Origin of the sequence: Streptococcus sobrinus DSM 20742 = ATCC 33478 (assembly GCF_000686605.1) — a bacterium.
Taxonomy (GTDB): domain Bacteria; phylum Bacillota; class Bacilli; order Lactobacillales; family Streptococcaceae; genus Streptococcus; species Streptococcus sobrinus.
Genome location: NZ_JMLC01000002.1, coordinates 17,989 through 42,234, shown reverse-complemented (window position 1 = coordinate 42,234; position 24,246 = coordinate 17,989). Strand labels below are relative to the sequence as shown.

The 24,246-nt window shown below is 43.0% G+C and carries 26 protein-coding genes, 1 pseudogene and 1 other annotated feature; of the genes and pseudogenes, 4 read left to right on the top strand and 23 right to left on the bottom strand.

Translation table 11 applies throughout. The features are described 5' to 3' along the window. Positions 1 to 51: 51 nt before the first annotated feature. From BS63_RS0101235 to BS63_RS0101195, 9 genes are all read right to left on the bottom strand, one after another. Complete coding sequence (locus BS63_RS0101235) at positions 52 to 1,053, bottom strand: acyltransferase family protein (protein WP_002962334.1); 1,002 nt, start codon at positions 1,051 to 1,053, stop codon at positions 52 to 54. Next, positions 1,043 to 1,954: a beta-1,6-N-acetylglucosaminyltransferase gene (locus BS63_RS0101230; RefSeq protein WP_002962337.1), complete on the bottom strand. Its 912-nt coding sequence runs from the start codon at positions 1,952 to 1,954 to the stop codon at positions 1,043 to 1,045. The genes BS63_RS0101235 and BS63_RS0101230 overlap by 11 nt, the downstream gene beginning before the upstream one ends. Before the next feature lie 11 nt (positions 1,955 to 1,965). Beyond that, the gene (gene glf, locus BS63_RS0101225; RefSeq protein ID WP_028798388.1) at positions 1,966 to 3,075 is read right to left on the bottom strand and encodes a UDP-galactopyranose mutase; all 1,110 of its coding nucleotides are present in this window, start codon (positions 3,073 to 3,075) and stop codon (positions 1,966 to 1,968) included. A gap of 306 nt (positions 3,076 to 3,381) precedes the next feature. After that, positions 3,382 to 4,173, bottom strand: a complete 792-nt coding sequence (locus BS63_RS0101220; RefSeq protein WP_002962297.1) for a DUF4422 domain-containing protein — start codon at positions 4,171 to 4,173, stop codon at positions 3,382 to 3,384. A 17-nt stretch (positions 4,174 to 4,190) separates the two neighbouring features. Next, positions 4,191 to 5,639 carry a flippase gene (locus tag BS63_RS0101215; protein WP_002962296.1) on the bottom strand — a complete coding sequence of 483 codons (1,449 nt, stop codon included), beginning with the start codon at positions 5,637 to 5,639 and terminating at the stop codon, positions 4,191 to 4,193. Positions 5,640 to 5,681: 42 nt separating this feature from the next. Beyond that, positions 5,682 to 6,344 (bottom strand): sugar transferase, encoded by a 663-nt coding sequence (locus BS63_RS0101210; protein WP_002962295.1) that lies wholly within the window; start codon positions 6,342 to 6,344, stop codon positions 5,682 to 5,684. 341 nt (positions 6,345 to 6,685) lie between these two features. Then, positions 6,686 to 7,261 carry a sugar O-acetyltransferase gene (locus tag BS63_RS0101205; protein ID WP_002962294.1) on the bottom strand — a complete coding sequence of 192 codons (576 nt, stop codon included), beginning with the start codon at positions 7,259 to 7,261 and terminating at the stop codon, positions 6,686 to 6,688. A 614-nt stretch (positions 7,262 to 7,875) separates the two neighbouring features. Then, positions 7,876 to 8,991, bottom strand: a complete 1,116-nt coding sequence (locus BS63_RS0101200; protein ID WP_002962293.1) for an alpha/beta fold hydrolase — start codon at positions 8,989 to 8,991, stop codon at positions 7,876 to 7,878. Positions 8,992 to 8,995: 4 nt separating this feature from the next. Continuing rightward, a complete protein-coding gene (locus BS63_RS0101195; protein ID WP_002962292.1) occupies positions 8,996 to 9,217 on the bottom strand; it encodes an AbrB/MazE/SpoVT family DNA-binding domain-containing protein in 222 nt (73 codons plus the stop codon). An 87-nt stretch (positions 9,218 to 9,304) separates the two neighbouring features. On the opposite strand from BS63_RS0101195, the pseudogene BS63_RS1000000111590 reads away from it, so the two are divergent. After that, a pseudogene (locus tag BS63_RS1000000111590) lies at positions 9,305 to 9,517 on the top strand (IS3 family transposase); the annotation flags it as partial. Between the two features lie 175 nt (positions 9,518 to 9,692). On the opposite strand, the gene rplL reads toward BS63_RS1000000111590, so the two are convergent. From rplL to BS63_RS0101150, 9 genes are all read right to left on the bottom strand, one after another. After that, positions 9,693 to 10,061, bottom strand: a complete 369-nt coding sequence (gene rplL, locus BS63_RS0101185; RefSeq protein ID WP_002262825.1) for a 50S ribosomal protein L7/L12 — start codon at positions 10,059 to 10,061, stop codon at positions 9,693 to 9,695. 72 nt (positions 10,062 to 10,133) lie between these two features. Then, positions 10,134 to 10,634 carry a 50S ribosomal protein L10 gene (gene rplJ / locus BS63_RS0101180; RefSeq protein ID WP_002961902.1) on the bottom strand — a complete coding sequence of 167 codons (501 nt, stop codon included), beginning with the start codon at positions 10,632 to 10,634 and terminating at the stop codon, positions 10,134 to 10,136. Positions 10,635 to 10,660: 26 nt separating this feature from the next. Beyond that, positions 10,661 to 10,822 (bottom strand) — a sequence feature (ribosomal protein L10 leader region). 141 nt (positions 10,823 to 10,963) lie between these two features. Continuing rightward, entirely contained in the window at positions 10,964 to 11,935 is a 972-nt protein-coding gene (mmuM, locus tag BS63_RS0101175; RefSeq protein WP_002961900.1) for a homocysteine S-methyltransferase, read from the bottom strand. 53 nt (positions 11,936 to 11,988) lie between these two features. Then, entirely contained in the window at positions 11,989 to 13,362 is a 1,374-nt protein-coding gene (locus tag BS63_RS0101170) for an amino acid permease (RefSeq protein WP_028798387.1), read from the bottom strand. A 307-nt stretch (positions 13,363 to 13,669) separates the two neighbouring features. Further along, on the bottom strand, positions 13,670 to 14,269 hold the full coding sequence (yihA, locus tag BS63_RS0101165) for a ribosome biogenesis GTP-binding protein YihA/YsxC (RefSeq protein WP_002961895.1): 600 nt from the start codon (positions 14,267 to 14,269) through the stop codon (positions 13,670 to 13,672). A gap of 9 nt (positions 14,270 to 14,278) precedes the next feature. Beyond that, positions 14,279 to 15,511: an ATP-dependent Clp protease ATP-binding subunit ClpX gene (gene clpX, locus BS63_RS0101160; RefSeq protein ID WP_019781461.1), complete on the bottom strand. Its 1,233-nt coding sequence runs from the start codon at positions 15,509 to 15,511 to the stop codon at positions 14,279 to 14,281. 21 nt (positions 15,512 to 15,532) lie between these two features. Next, the gene (locus tag BS63_RS1000000112100) at positions 15,533 to 15,703 is read right to left on the bottom strand and encodes a hypothetical protein (protein ID WP_002961893.1); all 171 of its coding nucleotides are present in this window, start codon (positions 15,701 to 15,703) and stop codon (positions 15,533 to 15,535) included. A gap of 14 nt (positions 15,704 to 15,717) precedes the next feature. Further along, positions 15,718 to 16,239 carry a dihydrofolate reductase gene (locus tag BS63_RS0101155; protein WP_002961892.1) on the bottom strand — a complete coding sequence of 174 codons (522 nt, stop codon included), beginning with the start codon at positions 16,237 to 16,239 and terminating at the stop codon, positions 15,718 to 15,720. 83 nt (positions 16,240 to 16,322) lie between these two features. Continuing rightward, positions 16,323 to 17,162 (bottom strand): thymidylate synthase, encoded by an 840-nt coding sequence (locus tag BS63_RS0101150; RefSeq protein WP_002961891.1) that lies wholly within the window; start codon positions 17,160 to 17,162, stop codon positions 16,323 to 16,325. Between the two features lie 199 nt (positions 17,163 to 17,361). Here BS63_RS0101150 and BS63_RS0101145 point away from each other — a divergent pair, with 199 nt between their 5' ends. Beyond that, positions 17,362 to 18,528 carry a hydroxymethylglutaryl-CoA synthase gene (locus tag BS63_RS0101145; RefSeq protein ID WP_028798386.1) on the top strand — a complete coding sequence of 389 codons (1,167 nt, stop codon included), beginning with the start codon at positions 17,362 to 17,364 and terminating at the stop codon, positions 18,526 to 18,528. Between the two features lie 5 nt (positions 18,529 to 18,533). Next, positions 18,534 to 19,445, top strand: a complete 912-nt coding sequence (locus tag BS63_RS0101140) for a polysaccharide deacetylase family protein (RefSeq protein WP_002961889.1) — start codon at positions 18,534 to 18,536, stop codon at positions 19,443 to 19,445. Between the two features lie 152 nt (positions 19,446 to 19,597). Here BS63_RS0101140 and BS63_RS0101135 read toward each other — a convergent pair whose 3' ends face one another. Both BS63_RS0101135 and BS63_RS0101130 read right to left on the bottom strand, forming a co-directional pair. Further along, the gene (locus tag BS63_RS0101135) at positions 19,598 to 20,488 is read right to left on the bottom strand and encodes a lactate/malate family dehydrogenase (protein WP_002963151.1); all 891 of its coding nucleotides are present in this window, start codon (positions 20,486 to 20,488) and stop codon (positions 19,598 to 19,600) included. 195 nt (positions 20,489 to 20,683) lie between these two features. Continuing rightward, on the bottom strand, positions 20,684 to 21,529 hold the full coding sequence (locus BS63_RS0101130; protein WP_002963154.1) for a Cof-type HAD-IIB family hydrolase: 846 nt from the start codon (positions 21,527 to 21,529) through the stop codon (positions 20,684 to 20,686). 146 nt (positions 21,530 to 21,675) lie between these two features. On the opposite strand from BS63_RS0101130, the gene BS63_RS0101125 reads away from it, so the two are divergent. After that, positions 21,676 to 22,062, top strand: coding sequence for a hypothetical protein (locus BS63_RS0101125; protein ID WP_002963157.1), 387 nt, complete (start codon positions 21,676 to 21,678; stop codon positions 22,060 to 22,062). A gap of 96 nt (positions 22,063 to 22,158) precedes the next feature. Here BS63_RS0101125 and BS63_RS0101120 read toward each other — a convergent pair whose 3' ends face one another. The 3 genes from BS63_RS0101120 to pta form a co-directional block, all read right to left on the bottom strand. Further along, a complete protein-coding gene (locus BS63_RS0101120; RefSeq protein WP_002963158.1) occupies positions 22,159 to 22,341 on the bottom strand; it encodes a hypothetical protein in 183 nt (60 codons plus the stop codon). A 19-nt stretch (positions 22,342 to 22,360) separates the two neighbouring features. Beyond that, a complete protein-coding gene (locus BS63_RS0101115) occupies positions 22,361 to 23,116 on the bottom strand; it encodes an SDR family oxidoreductase (protein WP_002963159.1) in 756 nt (251 codons plus the stop codon). 134 nt (positions 23,117 to 23,250) lie between these two features. Beyond that, entirely contained in the window at positions 23,251 to 24,234 is a 984-nt protein-coding gene (gene pta / locus BS63_RS0101110; protein WP_002963160.1) for a phosphate acetyltransferase, read from the bottom strand. Between the last annotated feature and the right edge of the window lie 12 nt (positions 24,235 to 24,246).

The window sequence follows — 24,246 nt, the reverse complement described above, 5'->3', positions numbered from 1 at the left end:
AATGACCTTTTTATCCATTAAGTCCTGTTAAACCAGTATAACTTTATCACCTCATGTACTTATCTTTTTATTCTTAATAGTATTCTTTAAGAAGAGATAAACATAAAAGAAGAAAATATCAATAGTGAGACGTATCACCAGATTGATCCATTGGATCGTCGTTAATTCCCAAATAAAGCGTAAAGCCTGATCTTCCAAAGCATGAATAACTAGGATAATTAAGCTATTCCTACCTAATTTAACAAAGAAATCGAAAAATCTATAATAACAGAGATACTTAAATTTCACTTCAACTAGCACACTCAACTGACATAGTGCAACGACGCCTGCTATTGCAGTCAAGTAAGACAGCGGAAATAGTGGGTACCTTCTTATAGCTAATTCTAAGTACTTATAACCTAGTCCGTACTCTATAACTAAAGTAGCCGCCCAAACAAAGCCATACATGAATAGTCTGGAATACGATTTTTTTAAGAAGTCAATTTTTAAAAAATTATTTCCAAAATACAAAAAGGGTAAGATAGCCAAGGCAATATCTCCAGAAAAATAAAGCCAATAACGTGTTACTCCCAGCACCACCCCTAGGAAGGACAAAATTATAGCTATAAAAATGGTAGTAGATTTAAAAATAAGGTGTAATCCATCATATAAACCTCTGGCAAGAAAAAGGACAATCAAGAACCAAGGAATTCCAATAGGGGGAATCATTTTAGAACCTGTTCCAATAACAACCCCACTTGACCAAATTAAACTTTTAAACTGAGAAATTACATAGGATAAAAAGGGTGTGCCTCTATACAAGGCAACCGATTGGAAAAGCCAGATAAAAAGGGCTGGAACTAATAAATGTCTACTAGCTTTTCTGATCTTCAATATTAAAGTCGAAGAATCTGGTGATAGTTTATAAGTCGCCAAACTTAAAATAAAGAACAAAGGCATATGAAAAGAGAAAATCGAACCACGAATTAGACCGTTAGAAATTGTATGACCAACAACAACTAGAAGAATAGTCAGCCCCTTAGCGAAATCTATCCACTCTATCCTAGTTTTCATATTTTTTCCTTTCGACATGAGCAACGCTAGATTTATTTTGACTTTCTAGTCTGTTTATTAAGTCTTGCGAATAGGCCGTGTCAAACTTGCGGCCGAAAAAGGCTCCACTAGACCTGATGGCCTCATAATCTCGCTCATCTAAAATAGCAGGATAGGAGCCGTGCTGCTCCTCCCACTTGATAAAACGATAGTATTGGCCTACTATGCGCTCAGAAAACTTGGGCTCATTATAAACTATGGTTGGTAACCAAAATTCATCCGAACAAAAGCTTGTCTGCAACATCTTGATATAGTTGGGGTGCTGCTTCATATAATCTAGGCAGTATTGGGCCACATCACGAGGTAGGTCACACCACTGAGGTCCTGAATAAATTTCTAGGTCTATGCCTAGCTTTTTCAATTTATTGATGTGCAAGAGTCTTTGGAGACTAAGGGAAACTCGGTGGTAGAGCTTACCAAAGGTTGACCGTCGATTGATTTTATCATAATTAAAGTAAAACTGTTGCCACCAAATCAAGCGTTCACCTGATTTGGCTTCCTCCTTGGCAGGCTTTGCCATCAAGTAAATTTTGTCATTTTTTTCGTAAAATTCCCTGATTTTCTTGGGATTCTGTAGAGGCCAATCTTGTCCTGAAATCAAATGGACAAATTCAACCTCAGGATTTTTTAGGGCTTCTTCCATCAGTCGGAGCTCAGCCTCGGTAACACTCCAAGCACCCCAGTGAACATCAACTTCTGAAATATAGTAGATACCCTCCTGATCCATCAGCTCTTTTTGAGCCTGACTCAAGGACATCTTGACATCGAAATGGATATAGATTTCAAAATCCGGCTTTAGGGTTTTACAAAGCTGGAAAATCTGGTCAAAATTTCGATGGGCTAAAATCAAAATCGCTTGCAAAGACTTGACTCCTACTTAACTTCTGAGCGAACACATTGCAGGGCTGCTGTGATGACTTGGTGCATATCGTAGTAACGGTAATGTCCCAGACGACCACCGAAGATAACCTGACCTTCTTGGTCAGCCAGCTTCTTGTATTCCTTATAAAGGTGGTTGTTGCGGTCATTATTGACAGGGTAATAAGGCTCATCGCCACGAGACCAGGTCTTGGAATGTTCCTTGGTGATAATGGTCTTAGGCTGTTGACCAAACTCAAAGTGCTTATGCTCAATAATACGCGTATAAGGAGTCTCGCTGTCAGTATAGTTGACCACAGCATTTCCTTGGTAGTTTTCCATATCCAAGGTTTCGGTTTCAAAGCGCAGGCTGCGGTATTCCAATTCTCCAAGTTGATAATCAAAGAATTGGTCAATCATACCGGTAAAGACAATCTTAGGGAAGTCCGCTAGGTATTGGTCCTTCTTAACAAAGAAATCAACACCGGTTTCCACGTCAATATTGGCATGATCCAGCATCTTTTCAACGATTTGTGTGTAACCGCCGATAGGAATCCCTTGATAGGTATCATTGAAATAGTTATTATCATAGGTCAGACGAACCGGCAGACGGCGGATGATGAAGGCGGGCAGCTCAGTGGTTGGCTTGCCCCACTGCTTCTGCGTATAGTCCTTAATCAGTTTTTCATAAATATCAGTTCCGACCAGTGAAATCGCTTGCTCTTCCAAATTTTCAGGCTTTTTGCCTCCCAGAACAGCCTTCTGTTCATCAATCTTAGCCTGAGCCTGCGCTGGTGTCACCACGCCCCAAAGCTTATTAAAAGTGTTCATATTGAAGGGCAGATTGTAGATTTCACCCTTGTAGTTGGCAATCGGACTATTAGTATAGCGGTTAAATTCCGCAAACTGGTTGATATAGTCCCAAATGTCCTTGTCAGACGTATGGAAAATATGAGCCCCATACTCATGAACCTGGATGCCTTCTACTTCTTTGGTGTAAATATTTCCGGCAATATGGCCGCGTTTTTCAATAACCTTAACCTTCTTTCCAGCCAAAGCCGCCTCATGGGCAAAAATCGCCCCAAATAGCCCCGAACCAACAACCAAATAATCATATTGTGACATAATATTCTCTCCCTAAATGAAATTTTTATAGGATACAATCTTTTGATGCCTTTTACCGTTCAAGACTTAGCACTGATTGCTTATTCCTCATATCTTTCCAAAAGGCATCGTTCTATAGCTAATGATGAAAAGGAAGTGTGATACTTTCGTCGAAGTGGTATTATTAGCAACAAGTATCTTGTTGCTAATAACGGAAATTTTGAGACCGAGGCTCAAAATTTAGCAATGAAACTCCGTCAGGAGGTTGCTTGCGTCCGCACTTTTTAAGAAAGTATCAGAATTACAGTTTTTAACTTCCAAAGACTATCAGAAACTAGCCCCGTATTTCTTGCCAAAGAACTTAGCCTGCAGGAAAGACAGGCCTTTCCTGAACAGATTGACTTTTTCCATATAGATAAAGGGCACTTCCTTGACCTTCAGATCCTGCTTATCCAGCCAGACATTGAAGAGAATCTCGCTGACCCGACCAAAGAGCCGAGCTTCAAAGGCACTCAAAGTCTTGGTATCAATCTTTTGGTAGAGCTCCTCTAGGATTGGGAAAAGCCAGGCACAGTAGGCATCGGAATTTTCCTTAGACATCAGGTACATATTGAACATGTAGCCTGAGCGTTGTTGCATAACTCTGTCAAAGGCAGCCAAATAGTCTGGCTGAATTCTCTCAATAATGGCCCTAGCCTCATCCAGATGACCACCGTCAAAGGTGTGATCATAATGAGAATAGAGGGTCTCGATATAGTATTTACGCCTTTTAGGTACAAAGACATCAGCCTGATCCAGCAGACCTTCAAAATCCGCCTGATCAAGAATAGCTTGATTGATGTCCAAGCCTTCCTTGTAGCGGACACCATCTTTAGCAAAATAGCGCCGATAGTGAACCAAACCCAGATAATCACAGTCCAAATTCTTCCAAGCCCAGTAGAGTCCTGTCAATTCACAGAAATAGGGATTGAGCTCTGAAATATTATCGCCGGTATTATCCGGCCTGTAACCAATACTGTCCTTTCCCTGAGCACCCACATGAATTGGTAGATAGAGATTGCTATCGTCAGGCATGACGAAGGACTTGTGAGTAGCTACGATAAGTTTGATAGTCTTCACCCTGATCTCCTTGTTTTTTATTTTTTATAATAGCTGACCAAATACAGCAAGAAGGCATCCTTAAGCAGGAAGCTCAGCAACAGATAGACTAGACCAAAGACCGCTGCTGTTGCCGCCAGAATCAAAAAGCTGGACAGACCAGTCAGAAAACTGACATAAACCGCAAAAGCAGCCAAGCTAGCTAAAACTGTAGCTAGGACATTTTTGTCCATTCTAATCTGAGCCATAATGTCTTTCAGAAAATCCCTCAGGACAAAAATCTGATAGGCAACGACAAAGAATTCAGCCACCAAAGTTCCAAAGGCAGCCCCCGCCGCTCCAAAGGCCGGAATCGTCATAGCATTGATAATCAAGTCAACAATAGCTCCGAGAACAACTGATTTGAGCACTTGATTCTCCCGTTCCATAGGCACTAAAATTTGAATCCCTAGAAGATTGGATAGGCCGATGAAAAAAAGAGTCGGCATAATCAGCTGCATGGGCAGGATAGCCCCCGCATAATCTGGCCCAGACAGAAAATCTATTCCCTGCTTGGCAAAGAGGGTAAAGTAGGCCCAGAGCGGGATAGAAATAAAACCGATAAACTGCAGGGAACGCACGGTCAAAACTCTGAATTCGTCCTTTTTGTCATGTTTGACATAGTAAGACAGCCGGGGAAGGAGGACACTTCCCATGGAAGTGACCAGACTGACCAAGATGGCCTTAATCTTGACCGAAGCATTGTAATAACCGACCGCAGCATCATCCTTCATAAAGCCCAGCATTACAGCGTCCAGATTGGTATAGATGGTCGTTGCTACTGTCATCATAAAGAAGCTAAAAATTGGCTGAATATGCTGCTTGAGATTCATACCGCTGTACCACTTGAGATTGAGGTACTTGCGTAAATTGATAAAGTTAAAGAAATTAGACCCTACGCTGGCCAAAATAGTAATGGCACCATAGAGGACATAGTCGCCCTTTTGATGGACCAGCAGAAACATAAGCACCAGGGAGACAAACTTCAGGGCCACCGAACGAACAGTAATGTAGGTGTACTGTTCCAAAGCCTTGTAGAGCCACTCGCAGCCAATCAGATTAAAAACCAAAGTGGCAATATTAATCATAAAAAGGGTACGATCCTGAGCCATTCGAGGCACCAGCATAATCGCCAATAGATAGGTGACCAGAGACAGGGTCATGGCAATGGTATTGATAACCATGATTTCCTGAACCGTCTTGGACAGTTTGTCCTTGTCGTCACGAACCTTGGCACAGGCCCGAATTCCGTAAGTCGGAATCCCCAACATCCCCACCATAGCAAAGTAGGAGACAATGGAGGTGGCAAAGGCCACCTTACCCGTCCCCACAGGCATCAGAACCCGAGAAACATAAGGAAAGGTGATTAGGGGAAAAATAATATTGGAAATGGTTAGAACAAAGTTCATGATGATATTCACCTGAACCGAAACTTTTTTCTCAGCCATCAGCCTATCACCACTCCCCTCTCAAGAAAAAAAGATTGAACATCAGCGAGCTCCTTCACCTGTTAAAACCTGCTTAACGGTCAGAAAAGCAATTTTCATATCTAAGCCAAAAGAAAAGTGCCGAGGGTAGTAGAGCTCTAACTGACAGTGTTCGGGATAATTCACATCACTGCGGCCAGACACTTGCCACCAACCAGTGGCTCCTGGCTTAACTGACAAAAGTTCTCTCTTTTCCTTAGCTGTATATTCTTCAAACTCCGCTGCCAAAATCGGCCGAGGTCCGATAAAACTCATATCTCCTTTAAGAATATTGAGAAATTGCGGGATTTCGTCCAAGCTTGTCTTACGAATGAAGTTTCCAATCCTAGTCAGACGAGGATCTTGCCCTTCTGGGAATTTATAACCGTTAGCAACATAGGTTCGGTAAAGTTCCTCATCCTTCTCCAAAAGCTCTTCGGCATTGACCACCATGGAGCGGAATTTCATAATCTTAAAAGGCTTGCCATTGAGCCCCATCCGCTCTTGACGAAAGATAATTGGCCCACGATCCTTGCCAAAGAGGTAACAGATGAATATGACAAGACTCAAGGGCATGAAAAAAACAACGGTCCCGATTAGGCCGATGCAAAAATCTAAGAAACGTTTTACAACTGATTCGTATACATTCGACTTAGCCTTATGCTTATACTTTTTGCTAGCTAACACAGCAACATTTCTCCATCTAGGTCCAGCTCTCCGTTTAGATTTAGCGAAGACAGTATTTTCATTACTCTCCCAAATAACTTTAAATACGTAACAAACAAGTTGATTTTACCATTTTATGCCTATTATTTCAATGGTGTTAACCTGAAATGTCAGTAGGAATAAATATTTTAAATACTAGTTTATTAGCTTGACAAAAGAAAAATCCCCCAAGCCCATACTAGCCCTGAGGATCCTTTAATCTCGTACTTGCTGAAATAGGTAGACCGCAATAGCGGCTGCTCTTGCAAATCAAGATTTTCTAAATTTTAGACTTGCTTTGTTCGTTGGAAAGCCCTGCTTTTCTAGGAGTTTAGGTCGTTTTCTATAGACTTGATAACCTTAGCTGGTACCCCGCCGACAACAGTATTGTCAGGAACATCCTTGGTCACCACTGCCCCTGCTGCGACAACGACATTGGAGCCAATAGTCACGCCAGGCAGGATGGTCACATTGCCACCAATCCAGACATCATCGCCAATGGTGACAGGCTGAGCGAGACCCAGATGTTCCCGGCGACCCTTGGGCGTGATGGGATGACCAACCGTGGTAATCAAGGTATTAGGACCAATCATGACATGGTCACCGATATGGACGGGAGCGATGTCCAGGATAATCCCGTTATAGTTGATGAGAAAATCATGGCCGACATGGATGTTCTTGCCATAGTCACAGTTAAAAACCGGCAGGACATTAGGATTGACTCCCACCGAGCCAAAGAGCTGACGGATAACTTCCTGTCTTTGTTCCGTCTCCAGCACACTAATAGCGTTTAACTTCTGGCAACCCAGAACCGCCTGCAATTTCCGCCCATCAACCTCAGGGTCAGTAAAATCATAAGGAAGCCCAGCTTCCAATTTTTCGAGTTCTGATAAGGACATTGAGAACCTCCTTCAATAGCCAAGTTTAAAGATAAATATTTCTAACTCTATTTAAGCATAATAGCTAAATTTTTGTAAGGGATTCCCCAGACTATGATAAAATTTTCGAACCTATGCCAAAGGTTGATTATTAGCATGGAATTGTTTCTCTTATCGTAAACAACCATCATTATTATAACCAATATTGAATAAGGCTCCTCGAAAATAGACTCTTATGCACATAGTTGACAGATTTTAGACGTTATCGGGTCGCTGGGGAATTGTATCTTTTTATATTCTCTAACTGGCAAGCAATGGAAATCCGATAGCTACCATAAGAGGCTCCATCCTTTAAATTTTTATGTTCAGTATCATTTATTTTATAAAAATCTTTTCTTAATTTATGTATTCAGGAAAAATTGAACATAAAAAACCTACCCGAAGGTAGGTTCGTATCTGTACTTATCATCATTGAAGTCATATCAATATTTGGAAAGGTAGTAAGCTTTAAATTTCATTCAAGATAGAAACTAGAAAATCTCCCGAACCACATGTGAAGTCATTACTATTGATAAGACTTTCAAATAACAAACTATTTCCTATCCCTGTGGTATGTTAGCAATTCCATCACTATATTACTTTTCTAATGTTTTCAAAAAATCAACTATTGTATGAATGTACTCCTTAGGTTTATCTACATGGATATCATGCATTGACTCAAAGCCTTCCACTAAGATGCTTCCGTCAATTAAATTATTAACCCTTCTAGCATCAATTTCATCCATTGCAGAGATTAAAATTCCTTCGTCATTATAATAAGAAGGTGCCGCTTCTTTTGGCGGCGCCACATGTAAAATACACGTTGGCACTTTAATCTTTTTTAACATCTCTTCTTGATGAACACCATTAAAGAATTGAAAAGTACAAAAAGTGTCCCCAAACCTAAGGTCATAATTCCCTGTTTTGTCTTGAATATTAGACGCAAGCATAAGTAATCTGTTCACACCCAGCTCTGGAGGATAATACCACACTACCGGACTTTTTGAAGGATCTTTTCTAAACATTTTCAAAGCAGGTTTCGCTACAATTTTAGACCAATTATCATTCCCATCTTTGTTGAAAAATATCCGCATAGGATGTCTATTTAGGCTATATTCAAAATAACTAATACTTTGTTTTTCATTAAAATAGTCATGTATATTTTTGAAATCCATATAAGAAAATGTGGTTTCTGCTCGTCCCTTTTCTGTAGAAAAGAATGGTCCGTCTTCAAGAATTAAAGCCTTGATATTCTCTGGAAATTCTGCTGCGATATATGCAGCAATTAAAGCTCCTGAGGAATGTCCAGCAATTATTATATTTGAACCAATCCTTTCTTTTATCAACAGAGCTATATCGGTTCCTATTCGCTCAATATTATATAAATCTGGATTTTTACTTGATTTACCATGTCCATAGTAATCAATAGCAATCACATGGAAACTTTTTATAAGTTGAGGTAAAACTGAACGATAGTCTTTCCAATCTACCATCTGTCCATGTAATAATATGATAGTAGGACCATTTTCAAGTCCTTCTGCATAATTTATTACGTTCCCATCATCTAATCGAAATTGTTTTTCTATAATTCCAAGCTTTGGCGCTTGGTTTTTTAGAAATTTTTCTCCTGAATAATCATAATTGATATTTCTAACGACAAAAAATATTACTGCCGCTAAAAGGATTATAACAATCACGGCAATTATTTTCATAATTTTACTCCTTATCTTCTAAATCTTCTTCTATACTCATAAGTATCTTTGTTGCAGACTCACCGTTCATAATCACCAACCCTCTTCTTTCATCCCCTAAGATAATTATATTATCCCCGGGTTCTATTGAAAAAATTTCTCTTGCTTGCTTGGGAATTACAATTTGTCCTTTAGAACCAACCCTTGCTGTCCATGCATGTAATTTATTGTCTCTTTTGCTTCTCATTTTATTCCTCGAAAGTATGTTAAGTATGTTTTTTTATACTTATTATACTTTATTGAAGGATTAATTACAAGAATTACTTAAAAGGTACCACCCATGTCCCGTAAGGGTAACAGTTATAATGGAATCCTTCTTTGGAGTTTAAAATCCGAAATGTTCTATGGTTTTGAAAAGGAGTTTTCATCCATCGAGGCATTTAAGCTCGCTATCTCAGACTATATTGATTATTACAACAATAACGCATCAAATTAAAACTAAAAGGACTTGAGTTCCGTGCAATACAGAACGCAATCCTTTACTTAAACTATTATGTCCAACTTTTTGGGGTCACTACAATTGCTAGTGGTTTTCGGAAGCCAAAAATCCCACCAAGCTCAAATCTTAGTGGGGTTTGGTGGGGAATGAAAATATTTCAGCGATTTTCAAAATCAAAAAAACCTACCAAACGGTAGGTTCTTCAACTGAAATCATCACCTCATCATTTAAGGGTAACAGTTGCTCCAGCTTCTTCAAGTTTAGCTTTAAGTTCTTCAGCTTCAGCAGCTGCAACACCTTCTTTAAGAACAGATGGTGCATTGTCAACAAGCCCTTTAGCTTCTTTAAGACCTTCGCCTGTGATTTCGCGAACAACCTTGATAACGGCAACTTTCTTGTCTCCGCCGGCAGTCAATTCGATATCAAATGAATCCTTAGCGGCAGCTTCTTCTCCGCCAGCAGCACCTGCAGCAGCTACAGGAGCGGCTGCAGTTACACCAAATTCTTCTTCGATAGCTTTTACAAGGTCGTTCAATTCAAGGATTGAAGCTTCTTTAATTTCAGCAATAATGTTTTCAATGTTCAATGCCATTGTGATTTCCTCCAAAAATAATAATGTTAAATGTTTTGTAGCACTAAGCTACGCGATAAAGTTAGCTTAGACTTAAGCCACTTCGTCTTTGCTTTCTGCAACAGCCTTGACAGCGTAAGCAACGTTGCGTACAGGCGCTTGCAGCACTGAAAGGAGCATAGAAAGCATACCTTCGCGGTTTGGCAGAGCAGCAAGGGCTTTGATTTCTTCGACTGAAGAAACAGCACCTTCAACGGCACCACCTTTGATTTCAAGTGCTTCAGCTTCTTTTGCAAAATCGTTGATGATTTTTGCTGGGGCTACTACGTCTTCGTTTGAGAAGGCTACAGCAGACGGTCCAACAAAGAGATCTTTCATGTCGTCAAGACCAGCTTTTTCAGCAGCGCGAGACAAGATTGAGTTTTTGATGACTTTCAACTCAACGCCAGCGTCACGAAGTGAACGACGAAGATTAGTATCTTGCTCAACTGTCAGACCACGTGAGTCAACGACAACGATAGATGCAGCAGCCTTCATTTTCTCAGCAACCGCTTCAACCAATTCAGCTTTTTTAGCAATAACAGCTTCACTCATTAAGTTTTACCTCCGTTTTTATTTTGTCTGGAAACGAAAAAATCGCATCCAAACCTAGACACGAAAGTACAAATACGTTTTATAGACTAGCCAGTTTTCACCAGCTAAGATGTTTACGTTTTTGTGCCTCGGCAGGATGTTTATGAGTCTAACTCCCCTGCTGTCTTAGGTCGGTTTTCTTAAAACCTTTAATATCTTAACACGCTAGGAGACCACCTGTCAAGACTTTTATTCAAATAAATAAAAAAAGATGGCCACTAGACCACGCTTAAGATTTAAAGGCGACTATCTGAGCCATCTTCTTGCATCTGGTGTTTAAGGTATTCAAGTTACTTTCTAGTTTTCTGGTTTTGCCCTCTAATTCCTTGAACCAGGACTTCAATGTCGCTAGGTCTCGTCCGGCAGCAACCGCCCACTAGCTTAGCTCCCAACTTTTGCCAGGTAAGGGTGTTTTCCAGAAGACTGTGCGAATGGTCAGGGTCCTTGGTCCAGGTCTGACTCGCTCCGTCATAAACTTCCCCCGAATTTGGATAAGTCACCAGTGGCTTATCCGTATACTTACGCAACTCGGTCAAAAAGTTAGGATATAGATTCGGTGAGCTGCAATTGAGACCAATCGCTAAGATTTGCGAACTTGCATCAACCAGCTGGGCAACTTCCTTGATAGGTGTTCCGTCTGAAATAGACTGGCCGTCTTGAGAGGTGAAACTGATGTAGGCTTCCACTTGAGGAAATTCTTCTGCTAAAAGTTGGACCAGGGCTTGTGCTTCTAGAAAATTGGGTATGGTTTCCAAAGCCAACAAATCCACGCCCTGCTCTTGGAGAATGGCCAAGCGAGGTCGGTGGAAAGCCTTAAGTTCTTCCTTGCTGATGGAACCGTAGTCGCCCGTATATTCTGAGCCGTCTGCTAAGTAGGCAGCGTAGGGACCGACATCCCCTGAAATCAAGGGATAGGGACGTTGGCCCTTTTCGGTTTCCGTCAATTCAGACCAGAGCTGGTCACGAGCAGCCTTAGCAATCTTGACAGTTGAGGCAATCACATCCCTAGCTTGGTTCTCAGACAATCCATAGTCCTCCAAACCTGGGAGGGTGGCCTGGTAAGAAGACGTTGTAACGATGTCACTGCCTGCTCGCAGATAGGTTTCATGAATATCTTGAATGGCCCGAGGATTCTCTAAAAGGTATTTGGCCGACCAGAGTTTGCCAGAAACATCATAACCACGATACTCCAGCTCAGTTCCCAAGGCTCCGTGTAAAATCAAGTTATCTTGACTTGCTAATAGATCTTTAAATCTTCCCATAAGCTTCCTCCTTAATTGGTGTTAGCTAGAAACAATAAGTCTTCCTCAACACCTTAAAATTTCTTATAGCGCCAGTAATGATAGAGATAACAGAAAGCTACGAAGGGGAGGCCGAAGTAGAGGCCCGCCCGCTGGTCCTTATCCCAGGCAATCCCGACGATTGAAACCAACAAGAGAATAATGGTGATATAGGGCAAAATCGGACTAAAGGGAGTCTTGTAATTCAATTCACTTTCCTTATGATCTTTAAGCCAGACCTTACGGAAATTAATCTGAGAAATCGGAATGGACAGCCAAACCGCAACAACCGCAAAACCGGCAATGGAAACCAAGGCTAGGTAAACCGTTGAGGCTGCATAAAAGCTGGCAAAGAGGGAAAGCCCCGCCCCCAACATAGACAAGAGCATGGCCCGCATAGGAACACCGTGCTTATTGATTTTGACCACCCGCTTGTCCAACATGCCTTCATTGGCTAGTGACCAGAGCATCCGACTAGACGCATAGAGACCAGAATTGCCAGCAGAAAGAATGGCTGTCAGAATGACAAAATTCATAATGTCGCCTGCATAAGGAATGCCCATCTTGTCAAAGACAAGAACGAAGGGAGCATCAGTCACCCCTGCTTCCTTCATGGGCAGCAGGGAAGCCAAGACCAGAATAGTCAAGACAAAGAAAATGACCAGCCTGCCGATAGTTGTCTTAATAGCTCTTGGAACAGCTTCTTTGGGATTATCAGTTTCCCCTGCGGCAATCCCAATCAGCTCGGTACCCGAAAAGGCATAGTTGACATTGAGCATAACGGAAACCACAGTAACCAGCCCCTTGGGAAAGGCTCCTTGAGCTGTTAGATTTTCAAAGAGAACAGGATGGTGGCGGCCATTGAAGGAAACCAGACCAACCATAGCTCCCAAGCCCAAAACAATGAAAACAAGAATGGCTAGTACTTTAATACTAGAAAAGAAAGACTCTGTCTCCGCAAAGGAGCGTACTGATAGGGCATTGATGACAAAGACGGCTAAGGCAAAGATGGCTGCCGAAATCCAAGACGGAATAGAAATCCAGCGCTCAACCAGCATCCCCGCCGCCAAAAATTCCGTTCCCAAAGCTACCGTCCAACAAACCCAGTAGAGCCAAGCAATCGTAAAACCAGTCCCGGGACTGATAAACTTGGTGGCATAGGTGTGAAAGGAGCCTGTTACCGGCATAGCAACAGCCAACTCTCCCAGCGACAGCATGACCAAATAGACCACTACCGCTCCAACTAAGTAGGACAGGACTGCTCCAAACGGCCCCGCTTGAGCGATGGTATAGCCCGAACTAAGAAAAAGACCTGTCCCAATTACCCCACCCAGTGAGAGCATAAAGAGATGACGGCTGGTCATCTTGCGCTGAAATTTTCCCTGATTATCAAAATTATGATTTTCCATAAGACCTCCCAGTCATGAATTACCTTCTATGATAACATGTATCAATAGCCCTTAGGGCATAGTTATTTCTTATGAGGTCTTATAAAAAATTAATTGAAGTTTTTTGATACTCTTCGAAACTCAAAGGTTCCCGATTTGAAAAATAATTTTTCTGTCATGAGTTAGCAGGCTAAGCCTGCTTAGGGGATTCATTGAATATGAGGTGATTTTTGTTTTTTACATAATTATAGTTACGTCTTTATTAGCAGCCAGTCCAAAATCAGCCAACAAAAAAGCTAACCGTCTGGTTAGCCTTTTAAGACTTGATTTAGAGATTTTCTAGGATAGTATTCCAAGCCAGGTCATAGCCTTCCTTGGTTTCCGAAGAAAAGACGATAAAGCTATCTGCTTGATCAAAGTTGAGCTTCTTCTTAATCAGGGCCTCCTGCTTGTTCCACTTGCCACGGGGAACCTTGTCAGCCTTGGTGGCTACGACGATAACAGGAATTTCATAGTATTTGAGAAAGTCATACATCTGGACGTCGTCAGCGGTTGGCTCATGGCGTAGGTCCACGAGGCTGACCACGACCCGCAAATTATCCCGGGTAACCAGATACTCTTCAATCATCTTGCCCCACTTGGCCCGCTCGGTCTTGGAGACCTTGGCATAGCCATAACCAGGCACATCGACGAAACGCAACTTGTCATCAATATTGTAAAAGTTGAGCAGCTGGGTCTTGCCAGGTTTGCTGGAAGTTCGAGCTAATTTCTTGCGGCCCAGCAGGGTATTGATAAAACTAGATTTGCCGACATTAGAACGACCTGCCAAAGCTACTTCTGGTAGGTCGTCTTGTGGATAATGAGATTTGTTAGCAGCACTCAAAAGAATTGAGGCATTATGGGTATTTAAAAGAGTTTCTTGTGTCATGATTCTTTCCTAGGCAGTCTTGAGAATCGGCTTATCGGTCCCTTCAACTGCCGCCTTTGTCACTTCAACGCTGGTAACATCCTCTTGACTAGGCACTTCAAACATGATGTCCATCATGGTTTCTTCGATAATGGAACGCAAGCCCCGAGCACCAGTCTTACGCTCAATAGCCTTTTGAGCAATCGCTTCAAGTGCTTCTTGATCAAATTCCAAATCCACTCCATCATAAGACAGAAGGGTCTTATACTGTTTAACCAAGGCGTTCTTGGGTTCAGTCAGAATCCGCACTAAATCGTCAACCGTCAACTGCTCAAGGGCAGCCAGGACAGGTAAACGGCCGATAAATTCAGGAATGAGACCAAATTTTTGAATATCCTCCGAAATAATTTGTTGCATATAGGAAGCATCATCATCCAGAGACTTATTGCTTTGACCGAAACCAATCACCTTTTCACCCAGGCGTTGCTTAACAATATCTTCGATACCATCAAAGGCACCTCCGACAATAAAGAGGATGTTCTTGGTGTCAATCTGAATCATTTCTTGGTTAGGGTGCTTGCGCCCGCCTTGTGGTGGAACACTGGCAACTGTTCCTTCAACAATTTTCAAGAGAGCCTGTTGCACCCCTTCACCAGAGACATCCCGAGTAATGGAGACATTTTCTCCCTTTTTGGCAATCTTGTCAATTTCATCGACATAGATGATGCCTCGTTCAGCCCGTTCAATATTGAAATCAGCAGCCTGAATCAGTTTGAGAAGAATATTCTCCACATCTTCTCCGACATATCCAGCTTCAGTCAAGGCCGTTGCATCCGCAATAGCAAAGGGAACATTAAGACTCTTAGCCAAGGTTTGAGCTAAGAAGGTCTTACCGGAACCAGTTGGGCCAATCATGAGAATATTAGATTTCTGCAAATCGACATCCTCATCTTGGGCACTCTCGACAAAGCTGATTCGCTTGTAATGGTTATAAACGGCAACTGCCAGAGCTCTTTTTGCTTGAACTTGGCCGATAACATAGTCATCCAAGATTTGCAGGAGTTCCTTGGGTTTTGGAACTTCCGCCAAGTCAGCTAGAACTTCTTCAGCTAGCTCCTCTTTGATGATTTCTTGGGAGAGGGCCACACATTCATTACAGATAAAAACGCCGTTACCAGCAATTATTTTTCTGACCTCTGTCTGGTTTTTTCCACAAAATGAGCAATAGACCATTGTATCATTTGTTGTTTGATTGTCTGCCATAATATCCTAATCTTCCTTCTGTTAAAAGAGTGTGCCGTAAAAGGCGTGAATGGAGTTTACGAGATTGGTCAAAGCGTTGAGGAGAAAAAGCGTTCCCAAGCCGTAACGGTTTTTACGAAAGGCAGGAATCGCACAGAGCACACAGATAATGGCTAAGAGTGCTGTAAATACCCCAAAAATACTTCTTTGCATGAATTGTTTATTCCTTATTGGTTACTTAGTTTTTGATAGGTCGCAATTGTAAAATCATAAGGATTTTTCTGATCCTTACTATGATTTTCTTCAGAGACAAGCTGGTAGGGAGCCATGTCCATCTCTGGGAAATAGGTATCTCCCTCAAAACGAGCTTGGATTATCGTTTTGACTAGACCTGTGTAATTATTAATAAAGGCCTGGTAGACACCAGCACCGCCTGCGATATAGAGATCCTTGTTCTGCTGGTCAAACCAAGCTAGGGCTTCCTCAGGACTGGAAACCGTCTTAACCCCATCAACCTGATAGGTCTTATCATGGGTCAAAATCAGAATCTCCCGACCCGGTAGAGTTCGCCGGCCCATGCCATCAAAGGTCTTGCGTCCCATAAGAATAGCTTGTCCCATGGTGGTCTTTTTAAAGTGGGCCAATTCGGCCGGTAAATGCCAAGGCATAGTCTGGTTGGCACCAATTAAGCCAGCCTGATCCTGAGCCCAAATCGCAATAATTTGTTTTGCCTTAAAAACTTTGTCCATACTGTTTTTATTCTAGCAGAAATTAAGAAAAAATGCATTTGAAAAAATTCAAACACATTCTTAATAAAACTAATCTGGCGGGCTTAGATAGCCAAGTCAAACTTCAATTGCGGTTTGACCGGCTCATAATCCAAGAGATCGAAGTCTTCTGGCTTGATGTCAAAGAAATTGGTGCCATCTGGGACATTGAGCACTAGGCGAGGCTCCATATCTGATGGAGTCCGCTTGAGTAATTCTTCGGCCTGGTCAAACTGATTGTCGTAGATATGGAGATTATTGACAAAGTAGAAGAATTTACCAACCTTCCAGCCAAAATGCTTGGCAATCATCATTTGCAGGGCCACGTACTGCATGGCATTGATGTGGTGGGCCACCAGCATATCATTGGAGCGCTGGGACAGGGTCGCATCCAGATAGATGTCGCCATCCACTCGCCGAACATCAAACATAGTCTGGAAGGCACAAGGGAGCAGGCCCTCGCTCTCCTCGAAGGCATCATAGTCCCAGAGGGAGATGACATTGCGACGGTTCCAAGGATTTTCTTCTAGTTGCTTAAGAATCTTATTGATGATATCGTGCTTTTTGACGACAGCTCCATAGCGTTGGCCGATGGTGCCTGTCTTGCCGACCTCCCAGTCATTCCAGTACTTGACCTTGTATTTATCATTAAGAAGACCTAAGTCATTGCTTTGGTCCTGATAAATCCAGAAGATTTCCTTGATGGCAGATTTAATAGGAATAAGCCGCAGGGTCGTGATGGGAAATTCTCCTTTGGCTAGGTCATATTCGGCAAAGGAACCCGTGATGTACTTGGAGTTAGCTGTTTGACCGTTCTTATACTTGGGACGAGCCTGCTCGGACATGACGCCCTCCTTCATAATCTTTTCAATATTTGCCTTGAAAATGGCATCTGCTTTAGTCATGATTCTTATCCTTCGTTCTAAAATTTCTGGTTTTTATTGTAGACGAAAATTCTCAAAATTACCACTAAGGACTTTGACCGAGTCGGGCGCGGGACCGATTTTGCAGTCATTGCAAGCATTCTAGTGTTTTTGGCCCAGTCTTCCATGACATTTATGTTACAATAGTAATATATAAATCACTAAATTAGAAGGTAGAATTATGTCTATTGGAATTGACAAGATTGGCTTCGCCACAGCTAAATATCGGCTGGATATGGCGGACTTGGCTGTCGCCCGCGACACCGATCCCAATAAATACTCCCTCGGTCTCATGTTGGATAGCCTCAGCATCGCCCCCATCACCGAAGATATCGTGACCTTAGGTGCTGCTGCCGCTGAACAAATTTTGACCAAGGAAGACAAGGCTACTATTGATATGGTCATTGTTGCGACAGAGACCAGCATTGATCAAAGTAAGGCTGCTGCCGTTTTCATTCATGGGCTATTGGGGATTCAGCCCTTTGCTCGCAGCTTTGAAATTAAGGAAGCCTGCTATAGTGCAACAGCTGCCCTCAACTATGCCAAGCTCCATGTGACTGCTCAGGCTGCTTCTAAGGTGTTGGTTATCGCTAGTGACATTGCCAAGTATGGTATCAAGACATCTGGCGAGCCCACCCAAGGTGCTGGTGCGGTCGCCATGTTGGTGACCAATCAGCCAAGAATCTTAACTTTCAATGATGATAATGTTGCCCAAACCCGAGATGTTATGGACTTCTGGCGGCCCAATTACTCAACCACTCCTTTTGTCCAAGGTATATTTTCAACCAAGCAGTATCTGGATTGCTTGAAAACGACTTGGGCTGAGTATCAGAAGCGCTACCAAGGCAAGCTAGAAGACTTCGCAGCCTTCTGCTTTCACATTCCCTATCCTAAATTAGCCAGAAAGGGGCTCAATAAGCTCTTGGATAAGTCCCTATCCCAAGAAAAGACTGGCCAAATCAAGGCCAATTTTGAAGCCTCCATCAGCTACAGTCGTCAAATCGGTAACATTTATACTGGCTCCCTCTATCTAGGCCTCCTCTCCTTGCTTGAGAAGTCTCAAAGCCTAAAAGCAGGCGACAAGATCGGCTTCTTCAGTTATGGCTCTGGCGCTGTATCTGAAATCTTTAGTGGTCAGCTGGTTGCTGGTTTTGAACAGATGCTAAATCCTGACCAACAAGCAAGCTTAGAAAAACGCCAGAGGTTGAGCGTTGAGGACTACGAAAAGCTTTTCTTTGAAGAAGCGCAATTAGACGATCAAGGAAATGCTGAATTTGAAAACTATGCGACCCACAGTTTTGCCTTGGAACGCATTGAGCATCACCAAAGACTTTATAAGAGGAACTAAAAGATATGACTTCTAGAAATCAAAAACCTGGCCGGTCCAGCCACACCAGTCGAAATCTACTAGCCATCATTGGTCTGGTTTTTATCATCGGTGCTTTCGCCTTTATGTTTAAAAATCACAGTTTCAGTCCCAGTCAACTATTAAAGTCAGAAAAGACTAGCCAGACTAGCAAGAAGACCAACCAGGGGCAGACAAGCCAGTCTGACAAGAAGGCCAAGGTGGATTGGAAAAAGCAAGACGAAACAGTCAAGGTTCCCATTCTCATGTACCACGCTATTCATGTGATGGACCCGTCTGAGTCCGCAAGTGCCAACTTGATTGTCAGCCCAGACACATTTGAAAGCCACATTAAGGCCCTCAAGGAGCAAGGCTATTACTTCTTGACTCCTGAGGAAGCCTACAAGGTCCTATCAGAAAATGTCCTACCCAATGGCAATAAGAAGATTGTCTGGCTGACCTTTGATGATGGCGATGCTGACTTTGTCAATGCTGCGACTATCATGAAAAAGTATGGGGCTGTTGGAACTAACAATGTTATCACCAGTTACGCTGACAAGGACGGTTTCTTGACTTCGGACAAGATTAAGGAGCTGGCCAAGGAGGGCATGTCCTTCCAGAGTCACACCGTCAATCATCCAGACTTGTCAACCCAGTCGGATGATAGTCAAAATACCGAGATTGGTGAATCCAAATCTTGGTTGGACCGGCTTTTGGGGCAAGATACTATTGCCCTAGCCTATCCGTCTGGGCGCTACAACGATAGCAGCCAGAAACTGGCAGAGAAAGCTGGCTACAAGATGGCCGTCACTACCAACGAAGGACTGGCTAGTGCCGACAATGGTCTCTATGCCCTTAATCGAGTGCGGATTCTACCGACCACTACGGCTGACGACCTAATCAATACCATTGCTTGGTAACAACTATATAGCAACCCGCCCGTCCAAAATGGACGGGCGGGTTTTGTCTATTTTATTTAAAAATGACTTATTCGGTGAAAGTAAACGACTGTCAGAATAGCTTAACTAGACGAACTAAACTTACCCAACATTGGCTAGTATTGAAAGCTGCCTTAGTCAAAGGCCTTTTCTTTAATAGCCTTGGCAGAGGCTTTTAACTTCTGCTCTTCCACCTTATCTAAACTCAGGGCTACACGTCCTAAGACACCATGACGGCCAATAATAGCTGGATAACTGAGATAGAGATCACTGGCCTCATCATAGTTGGAAACTGGCAGAATCTGATGGCTATCGGTCAGGATGGCTTCCAATAGCAAATGGGCCGAGCTGGCGATGGCAAAGTTGGTGTAGCGTTTACCATTAAAGACCTGTTGGCCACCTTGACGGACAGCTGCTTCAATACCTTTCTGATCTACTGTTCCCAACTGATCCAAATTAACTGTTGACCAAGCCGTAAACTGACTATCACCGTGTTCACCTAGGACATAGCCTTGGATGGATTGGGGAGTTAGACCGCTGACCTTGGCCAATTGATTTTTGAGCCGACTGCTATCCAGTAAGGTTCCCGTTCCCATAATCTTTTCCTTAGGGTAAGCCAATTCTCTTTGCAAGACCGTGGTAATGGCATCACAAGGATTGGAAATTACAACGATTAAACCCGAGAAGTTAGTCGCCTTCAAGCGAGCAGCAATCTCCTTGGCATTGGCAATATTGATATTGAGTTCCACCCAACGATCAGGATTATCGCCAAAATAAGCCTTGATATCGCCAACAGCTACCACGAGGACATCTGCATCATCAAGCAAACTATCGTCGTTAGTAGAAATTTTGACATAATGAGGACTGGTTGCCAAGCTATCTTCAAGATCCAACTGATCAGCAAAAAGCTTGTCCTCACGCTTATCAAGCAAAACCAGTTCATCAACAAGACCTGAACGAACTAGGTTACCAGCCAGGGTGCTACCAACATTTCCTAAGCCAATAATTCCAACTTTTCGAGCCATAAGCCCACCTCCTCTAAATTACAGTCAGCTTACCACTAATAGTAAGACTTGTAAAATAGTTAATGCTTATAGAAAGCTATAGATTTCAGCAAAATTCGACCAAGGCCCTTCTCCCAGTTCTAACGACATGAGAAACCTGGCAAGCCAAACTTGGTGTAAAAAATGGGCCTGACTTTCAGACCCATACCTAAATAGCTAAGCCAACAGACCTAACTTCTCAAAGGCCTTGTAGAGACCGTCGTCTTCGACATCGTCAGTTATCATATCAGCCATAGCTAGAATTTCTGGGCCACCATTGCCCATAGCAACACCAATCGCACAATAGTCCAACATAGGAATGTCCACCTTGGCATCGCCGAAGGCAATGGTATCTGCCTTATCTTTATCTAGAAAATCCAGAAGGACATCAATAGCATGGGCCTTATCAATATTAGCGACTCCTAAATCGCCAAAGAGGGCCGTTTCACCACGGCCGCCCCAGGTGCCTGCCTTGAGATGAGGAAAGGCCTCCTTAGAGTCTAAGTGGTCCTGATAAGACTTGAGGATGAAGCTGATCTTATTAAGGTCATTGCGGTAGAGATTACCGCCATAAACCAGACCGTGCAAACCGTCTTCAGGTTCCATTTCTTTGATGTCCTCTTCCTTAGCTCCCTTGGTCAGAGCATAGGCCCGCATAACTGGTCTTGCCGCTTCCTTGAAATGTTCACTAGCAAAGAGGCCGTTATTGCTTTCTAGGTAGAATTCGAGACCCCGTTCATGAAGCCAGTCAACAATAGCTCGACTATCCTCCTCAGAAAGCATCTGGTGCAAGACGACTTCTCCCTGGTGCTCTACATAAGAACCATTGCCACCAATCATCCCATCCAGTCCAATGTCCCAGAGTTTTGGGGGAACTTCCGCATGACTGCGACCCGTACAGATATAGACCAAATGACCATTAGCACGCGCCTTACGGATGGCCTCAACAGCTGACTCAGGCAGGTGGTTTTCATAATCCACCAGGGTACCGTCGACATCCAAAAAGATTACCTTGCTTGCCATAATATATTTCCTCCAAATATTGTTTTGATACTTCTATTATAGAGTCATTTACGGCCGAATGATAGGCCCTTCCTTTGAAAAACTGATACTATCCTATGCTAATCGCAAGACTTGCAATCTGGTTCCTGAATAGGTATGATGAAAGTATGACAAAGATCGAAGAAATTTTAAAGCACCTTCCCTATAAAGTCGCTTTTTACGACCAGAAAGGCCGGCCCCTTTATAATAATGGACAAAATGACAGTAGCCTTCTAGCAGACCAGGAGCTCAAAGACTTGGAACCCTGGCTTCTGGATGAATTGATCAAAAGCCCAACGGGTTCACTCAATTTTCAAGTACCTAGTCAGGCCTTTGACCAGATTTTAATGCAAACCTATCAGACTGCCTTGGACGAGCAGGGAAGGATCATTGGCATTATGGAAACTATTGCAGATTTCAAGCGACCACTGACAACCTACCTTGATGAGACTGCACAGGCGCTGGTTGGCTGGTCTGATGCCACTTCTGGCCCTTCTATCAAGGGTTCCGACTAGGCTGACGATACTAGCTAAAGAAAAGGGGAGTCTTAGAATTTTGGGCCAATTGTTTTGATAGACCTATATCCAATTTCATCCCATCGAAGGGGACCGTTAACCAATGAACCATAAAACAAAGCCTTCAGAAGACTGAATAAATCCAGTTTTGCTGAAGGCTTTTTCCTGTATGGCCAAGTTAACGATTGGATTATTGGTTACCGAAACCGCGTTGCTCAACAATTTACCGTTAGGGGAGCTAGCACTCACCGCCCCTATAAATTCTCTTGTTAAAGCCATTAAATCTCCGCCAACCCTATCAGTCTTCACGTTCAACCGGTTGAGGACCAAAGCTTTGCGAGGTTGGCATAATTTCAATCCGATTGACATTGACATGTTTGGGCTGTTGGGCCAGCCAGAGGACCGTATTAGCAATATCTTCTGGCTTGATGGCATGGGCACCCTTGTAGAGCTTACTAGCTCTTTGGTTATCCCACTTAAAGCGGACATTGGAAAATTCAGTTCCCTCGCAGAGGCCTGGCTCAACATTGGAAACTCGAATCTTAGTGCCAGCCAAGTCTGCCCGTAGATTGAGGGAGAACTGTTTGACAAAGGCCTTGCTAGCACCGTAGACATTAGCGCCAGGATAAGGAACAGTTCCGGCTGTTGAACCAATATTGATGATATAGCCAGACTTTCGCTCTACCATCTGAGGAAGGACCTGACGAGTCAGATAGGTCAAACCGACGATATTAGTTTGAATCATGGTCGCCCAATCCTCAAACTTAGCCTCGTAAGCCTTATCCAAGCCCAGAGCTAGACCAGCATTGTTGACCAAAATATCAATTTTTCCCCAGTCACCTGCTAGGCTAGCCAAGGCCGAATCAATAACTTCTTGGGAAGTCATATCCATCTGTAGAGGATAAAAATTATCTCCCAGCTCTTGGGCCAGTTCTTCTAACTTAGCTAGACGGCGGCCAGTACCAATGACTCGGTAACCTTTCTGTACAAAGAGTCGGGCCATGGCTAGACCAAAACCTGCGCTGGCTCCTGTAATCATAACCGTTTCTGTCATTTTTGCCTCCTTTTATACAAACAAGGCTGGGATATACTCCCCAGCCTCAATTTCCAAATTCTACCATTTTTTGCTATTGCAGCTTATTCAAGGCTCCTGGTAAAGAAAGTAATCGCTTAATCTTTCTTGTATCCTCAATCAAGTGCTTGAGCGGCCGTGATAATAGCTAACTTATAAATATCTTCAGCGCTTGAACCACGCGATAAGTCATTGACCGGCATATTGAGACCTTGGAGAATTGGCCCCACTGCTTCAAACATTCCTAAACGTTGGGCAATCTTATACCCAATATTACCAGACTGCAAGTCAGGGAAAACAAAAACATTAGCATGGCCAGCAACATCGCTGTCTGGCGCCTTGATAGCCGCTGTTTCAGGAACAAAGGCTGCATCAAATTGTAATTCACCGTCTAAGGCCAAGTCAGGTGCTAACTCCTTAGCGATCTTAGTCGCTTCTTGAACCTTCTCTGCTTGAGGAGCCTTGGCGCTTCCCTTGGTTGAGAAGCTCAACAGGGCCACTTGCGGGTCAATATCAAAGATTTTCGCTGTTTCAGCCGTATTAACAGCAATTTCTGCTAATTCTTGCGCTTCAGGATCAATATTAATAGCACAGTCCGCAAAAATATAGCGCTCGTTGGTATTTTCACGGTTCATTAGGAAGACACCTGAGGTCCGAGAGATACCTGGTTTGGTCTTGATGATTTGCAGGGCAGGTCGCACCGTGTCGGCTGTTGAATGAATGGCACCTGAAACCATCCCATCTGCCAACCCCATCTTGACTAACATGACACCGAAATAATTGACATCCCGCAACAGTTTTTCAGCAACCTCTGGTGTCGCCTTCCCCTTACGAATCTCTAAGAAAAGTTCCTTCATCTTATCAAAATCAGGGTAGGTATTAGGGTTAATAATGGTGTAGTTTTGATCTGCAAAACCAAATTGTTTCAAAAGATTTTTGACTTGGTCTGCTTCCCCTAAGATAATCGGATCAACCAGACCTTCAAATTTCAAACGAGCTGCTGCGCGAACAACCCGTTCATCATTTCCTTCAGGGAAAACGATCTTAATTCCCTTGCCTGCAACCTTAGAGCGCAATTCTCCAAATAAACTTCTTATCATAGCAATTCCTTC

Excerpts from the sequence above, each read along its gene's own strand:
- BS63_RS0101235 (WP_002962334.1), bottom strand. The coding sequence starts at position 1,053 with ATGAAAACTAGGATAGAGTGGATAGATTTCGCTAAGGGGCTGACTATT.
- glf (WP_028798388.1), bottom strand. The coding sequence starts at position 3,075 with ATGTCACAATATGATTATTTGGTTGTTGGTTCGGGGCTATTTGGGGCG.
- BS63_RS0101215 (WP_002962296.1), bottom strand. The coding sequence starts at position 5,639 with ATGGCTGAGAAAAAAGTTTCGGTTCAGGTGAATATCATCATGAACTTT.
- BS63_RS0101205 (WP_002962294.1), bottom strand. The coding sequence starts at position 7,261 with ATGTCCTTATCAGAACTCGAAAAATTGGAAGCTGGGCTTCCTTATGAT.
- BS63_RS0101200 (WP_002962293.1), bottom strand. The coding sequence starts at position 8,991 with ATGAAAATAATTGCCGTGATTGTTATAATCCTTTTAGCGGCAGTAATA.
- BS63_RS0101195 (WP_002962292.1), bottom strand. The coding sequence starts at position 9,217 with ATGAGAAGCAAAAGAGACAATAAATTACATGCATGGACAGCAAGGGTT.
- rplL (WP_002262825.1), bottom strand. The coding sequence starts at position 10,061 with ATGGCATTGAACATTGAAAACATTATTGCTGAAATTAAAGAAGCTTCA.
- rplJ (WP_002961902.1), bottom strand. The coding sequence starts at position 10,634 with ATGAGTGAAGCTGTTATTGCTAAAAAAGCTGAATTGGTTGAAGCGGTT.
- mmuM (WP_002961900.1), bottom strand. The coding sequence starts at position 11,935 with ATGGGAAGATTTAAAGATCTATTAGCAAGTCAAGATAACTTGATTTTA.
- BS63_RS0101170 (WP_028798387.1), bottom strand. The coding sequence starts at position 13,362 with ATGGAAAATCATAATTTTGATAATCAGGGAAAATTTCAGCGCAAGATG.
- yihA (WP_002961895.1), bottom strand. The coding sequence starts at position 14,269 with ATGACACAAGAAACTCTTTTAAATACCCATAATGCCTCAATTCTTTTG.
- clpX (WP_019781461.1), bottom strand. The coding sequence starts at position 15,511 with ATGGCAGACAATCAAACAACAAATGATACAATGGTCTATTGCTCATTT.
- BS63_RS1000000112100 (WP_002961893.1), bottom strand. The coding sequence starts at position 15,703 with ATGCAAAGAAGTATTTTTGGGGTATTTACAGCACTCTTAGCCATTATC.
- BS63_RS0101155 (WP_002961892.1), bottom strand. The coding sequence starts at position 16,239 with ATGGACAAAGTTTTTAAGGCAAAACAAATTATTGCGATTTGGGCTCAG.
- BS63_RS0101150 (WP_002961891.1), bottom strand. The coding sequence starts at position 17,162 with ATGACTAAAGCAGATGCCATTTTCAAGGCAAATATTGAAAAGATTATG.
- BS63_RS0101145 (WP_028798386.1), top strand. The coding sequence starts at position 17,362 with ATGTCTATTGGAATTGACAAGATTGGCTTCGCCACAGCTAAATATCGG.
- BS63_RS0101140 (WP_002961889.1), top strand. The coding sequence starts at position 18,534 with ATGACTTCTAGAAATCAAAAACCTGGCCGGTCCAGCCACACCAGTCGA.
- BS63_RS0101135 (WP_002963151.1), bottom strand. The coding sequence starts at position 20,488 with ATGGCTCGAAAAGTTGGAATTATTGGCTTAGGAAATGTTGGTAGCACC.
- BS63_RS0101130 (WP_002963154.1), bottom strand. The coding sequence starts at position 21,529 with ATGGCAAGCAAGGTAATCTTTTTGGATGTCGACGGTACCCTGGTGGAT.
- BS63_RS0101125 (WP_002963157.1), top strand. The coding sequence starts at position 21,676 with ATGACAAAGATCGAAGAAATTTTAAAGCACCTTCCCTATAAAGTCGCT.
- BS63_RS0101120 (WP_002963158.1), bottom strand. The coding sequence starts at position 22,341 with ATGGCTTTAACAAGAGAATTTATAGGGGCGGTGAGTGCTAGCTCCCCT.
- BS63_RS0101115 (WP_002963159.1), bottom strand. The coding sequence starts at position 23,116 with ATGACAGAAACGGTTATGATTACAGGAGCCAGCGCAGGTTTTGGTCTA.
- pta (WP_002963160.1), bottom strand. The coding sequence starts at position 24,234 with ATGATAAGAAGTTTATTTGGAGAATTGCGCTCTAAGGTTGCAGGCAAG.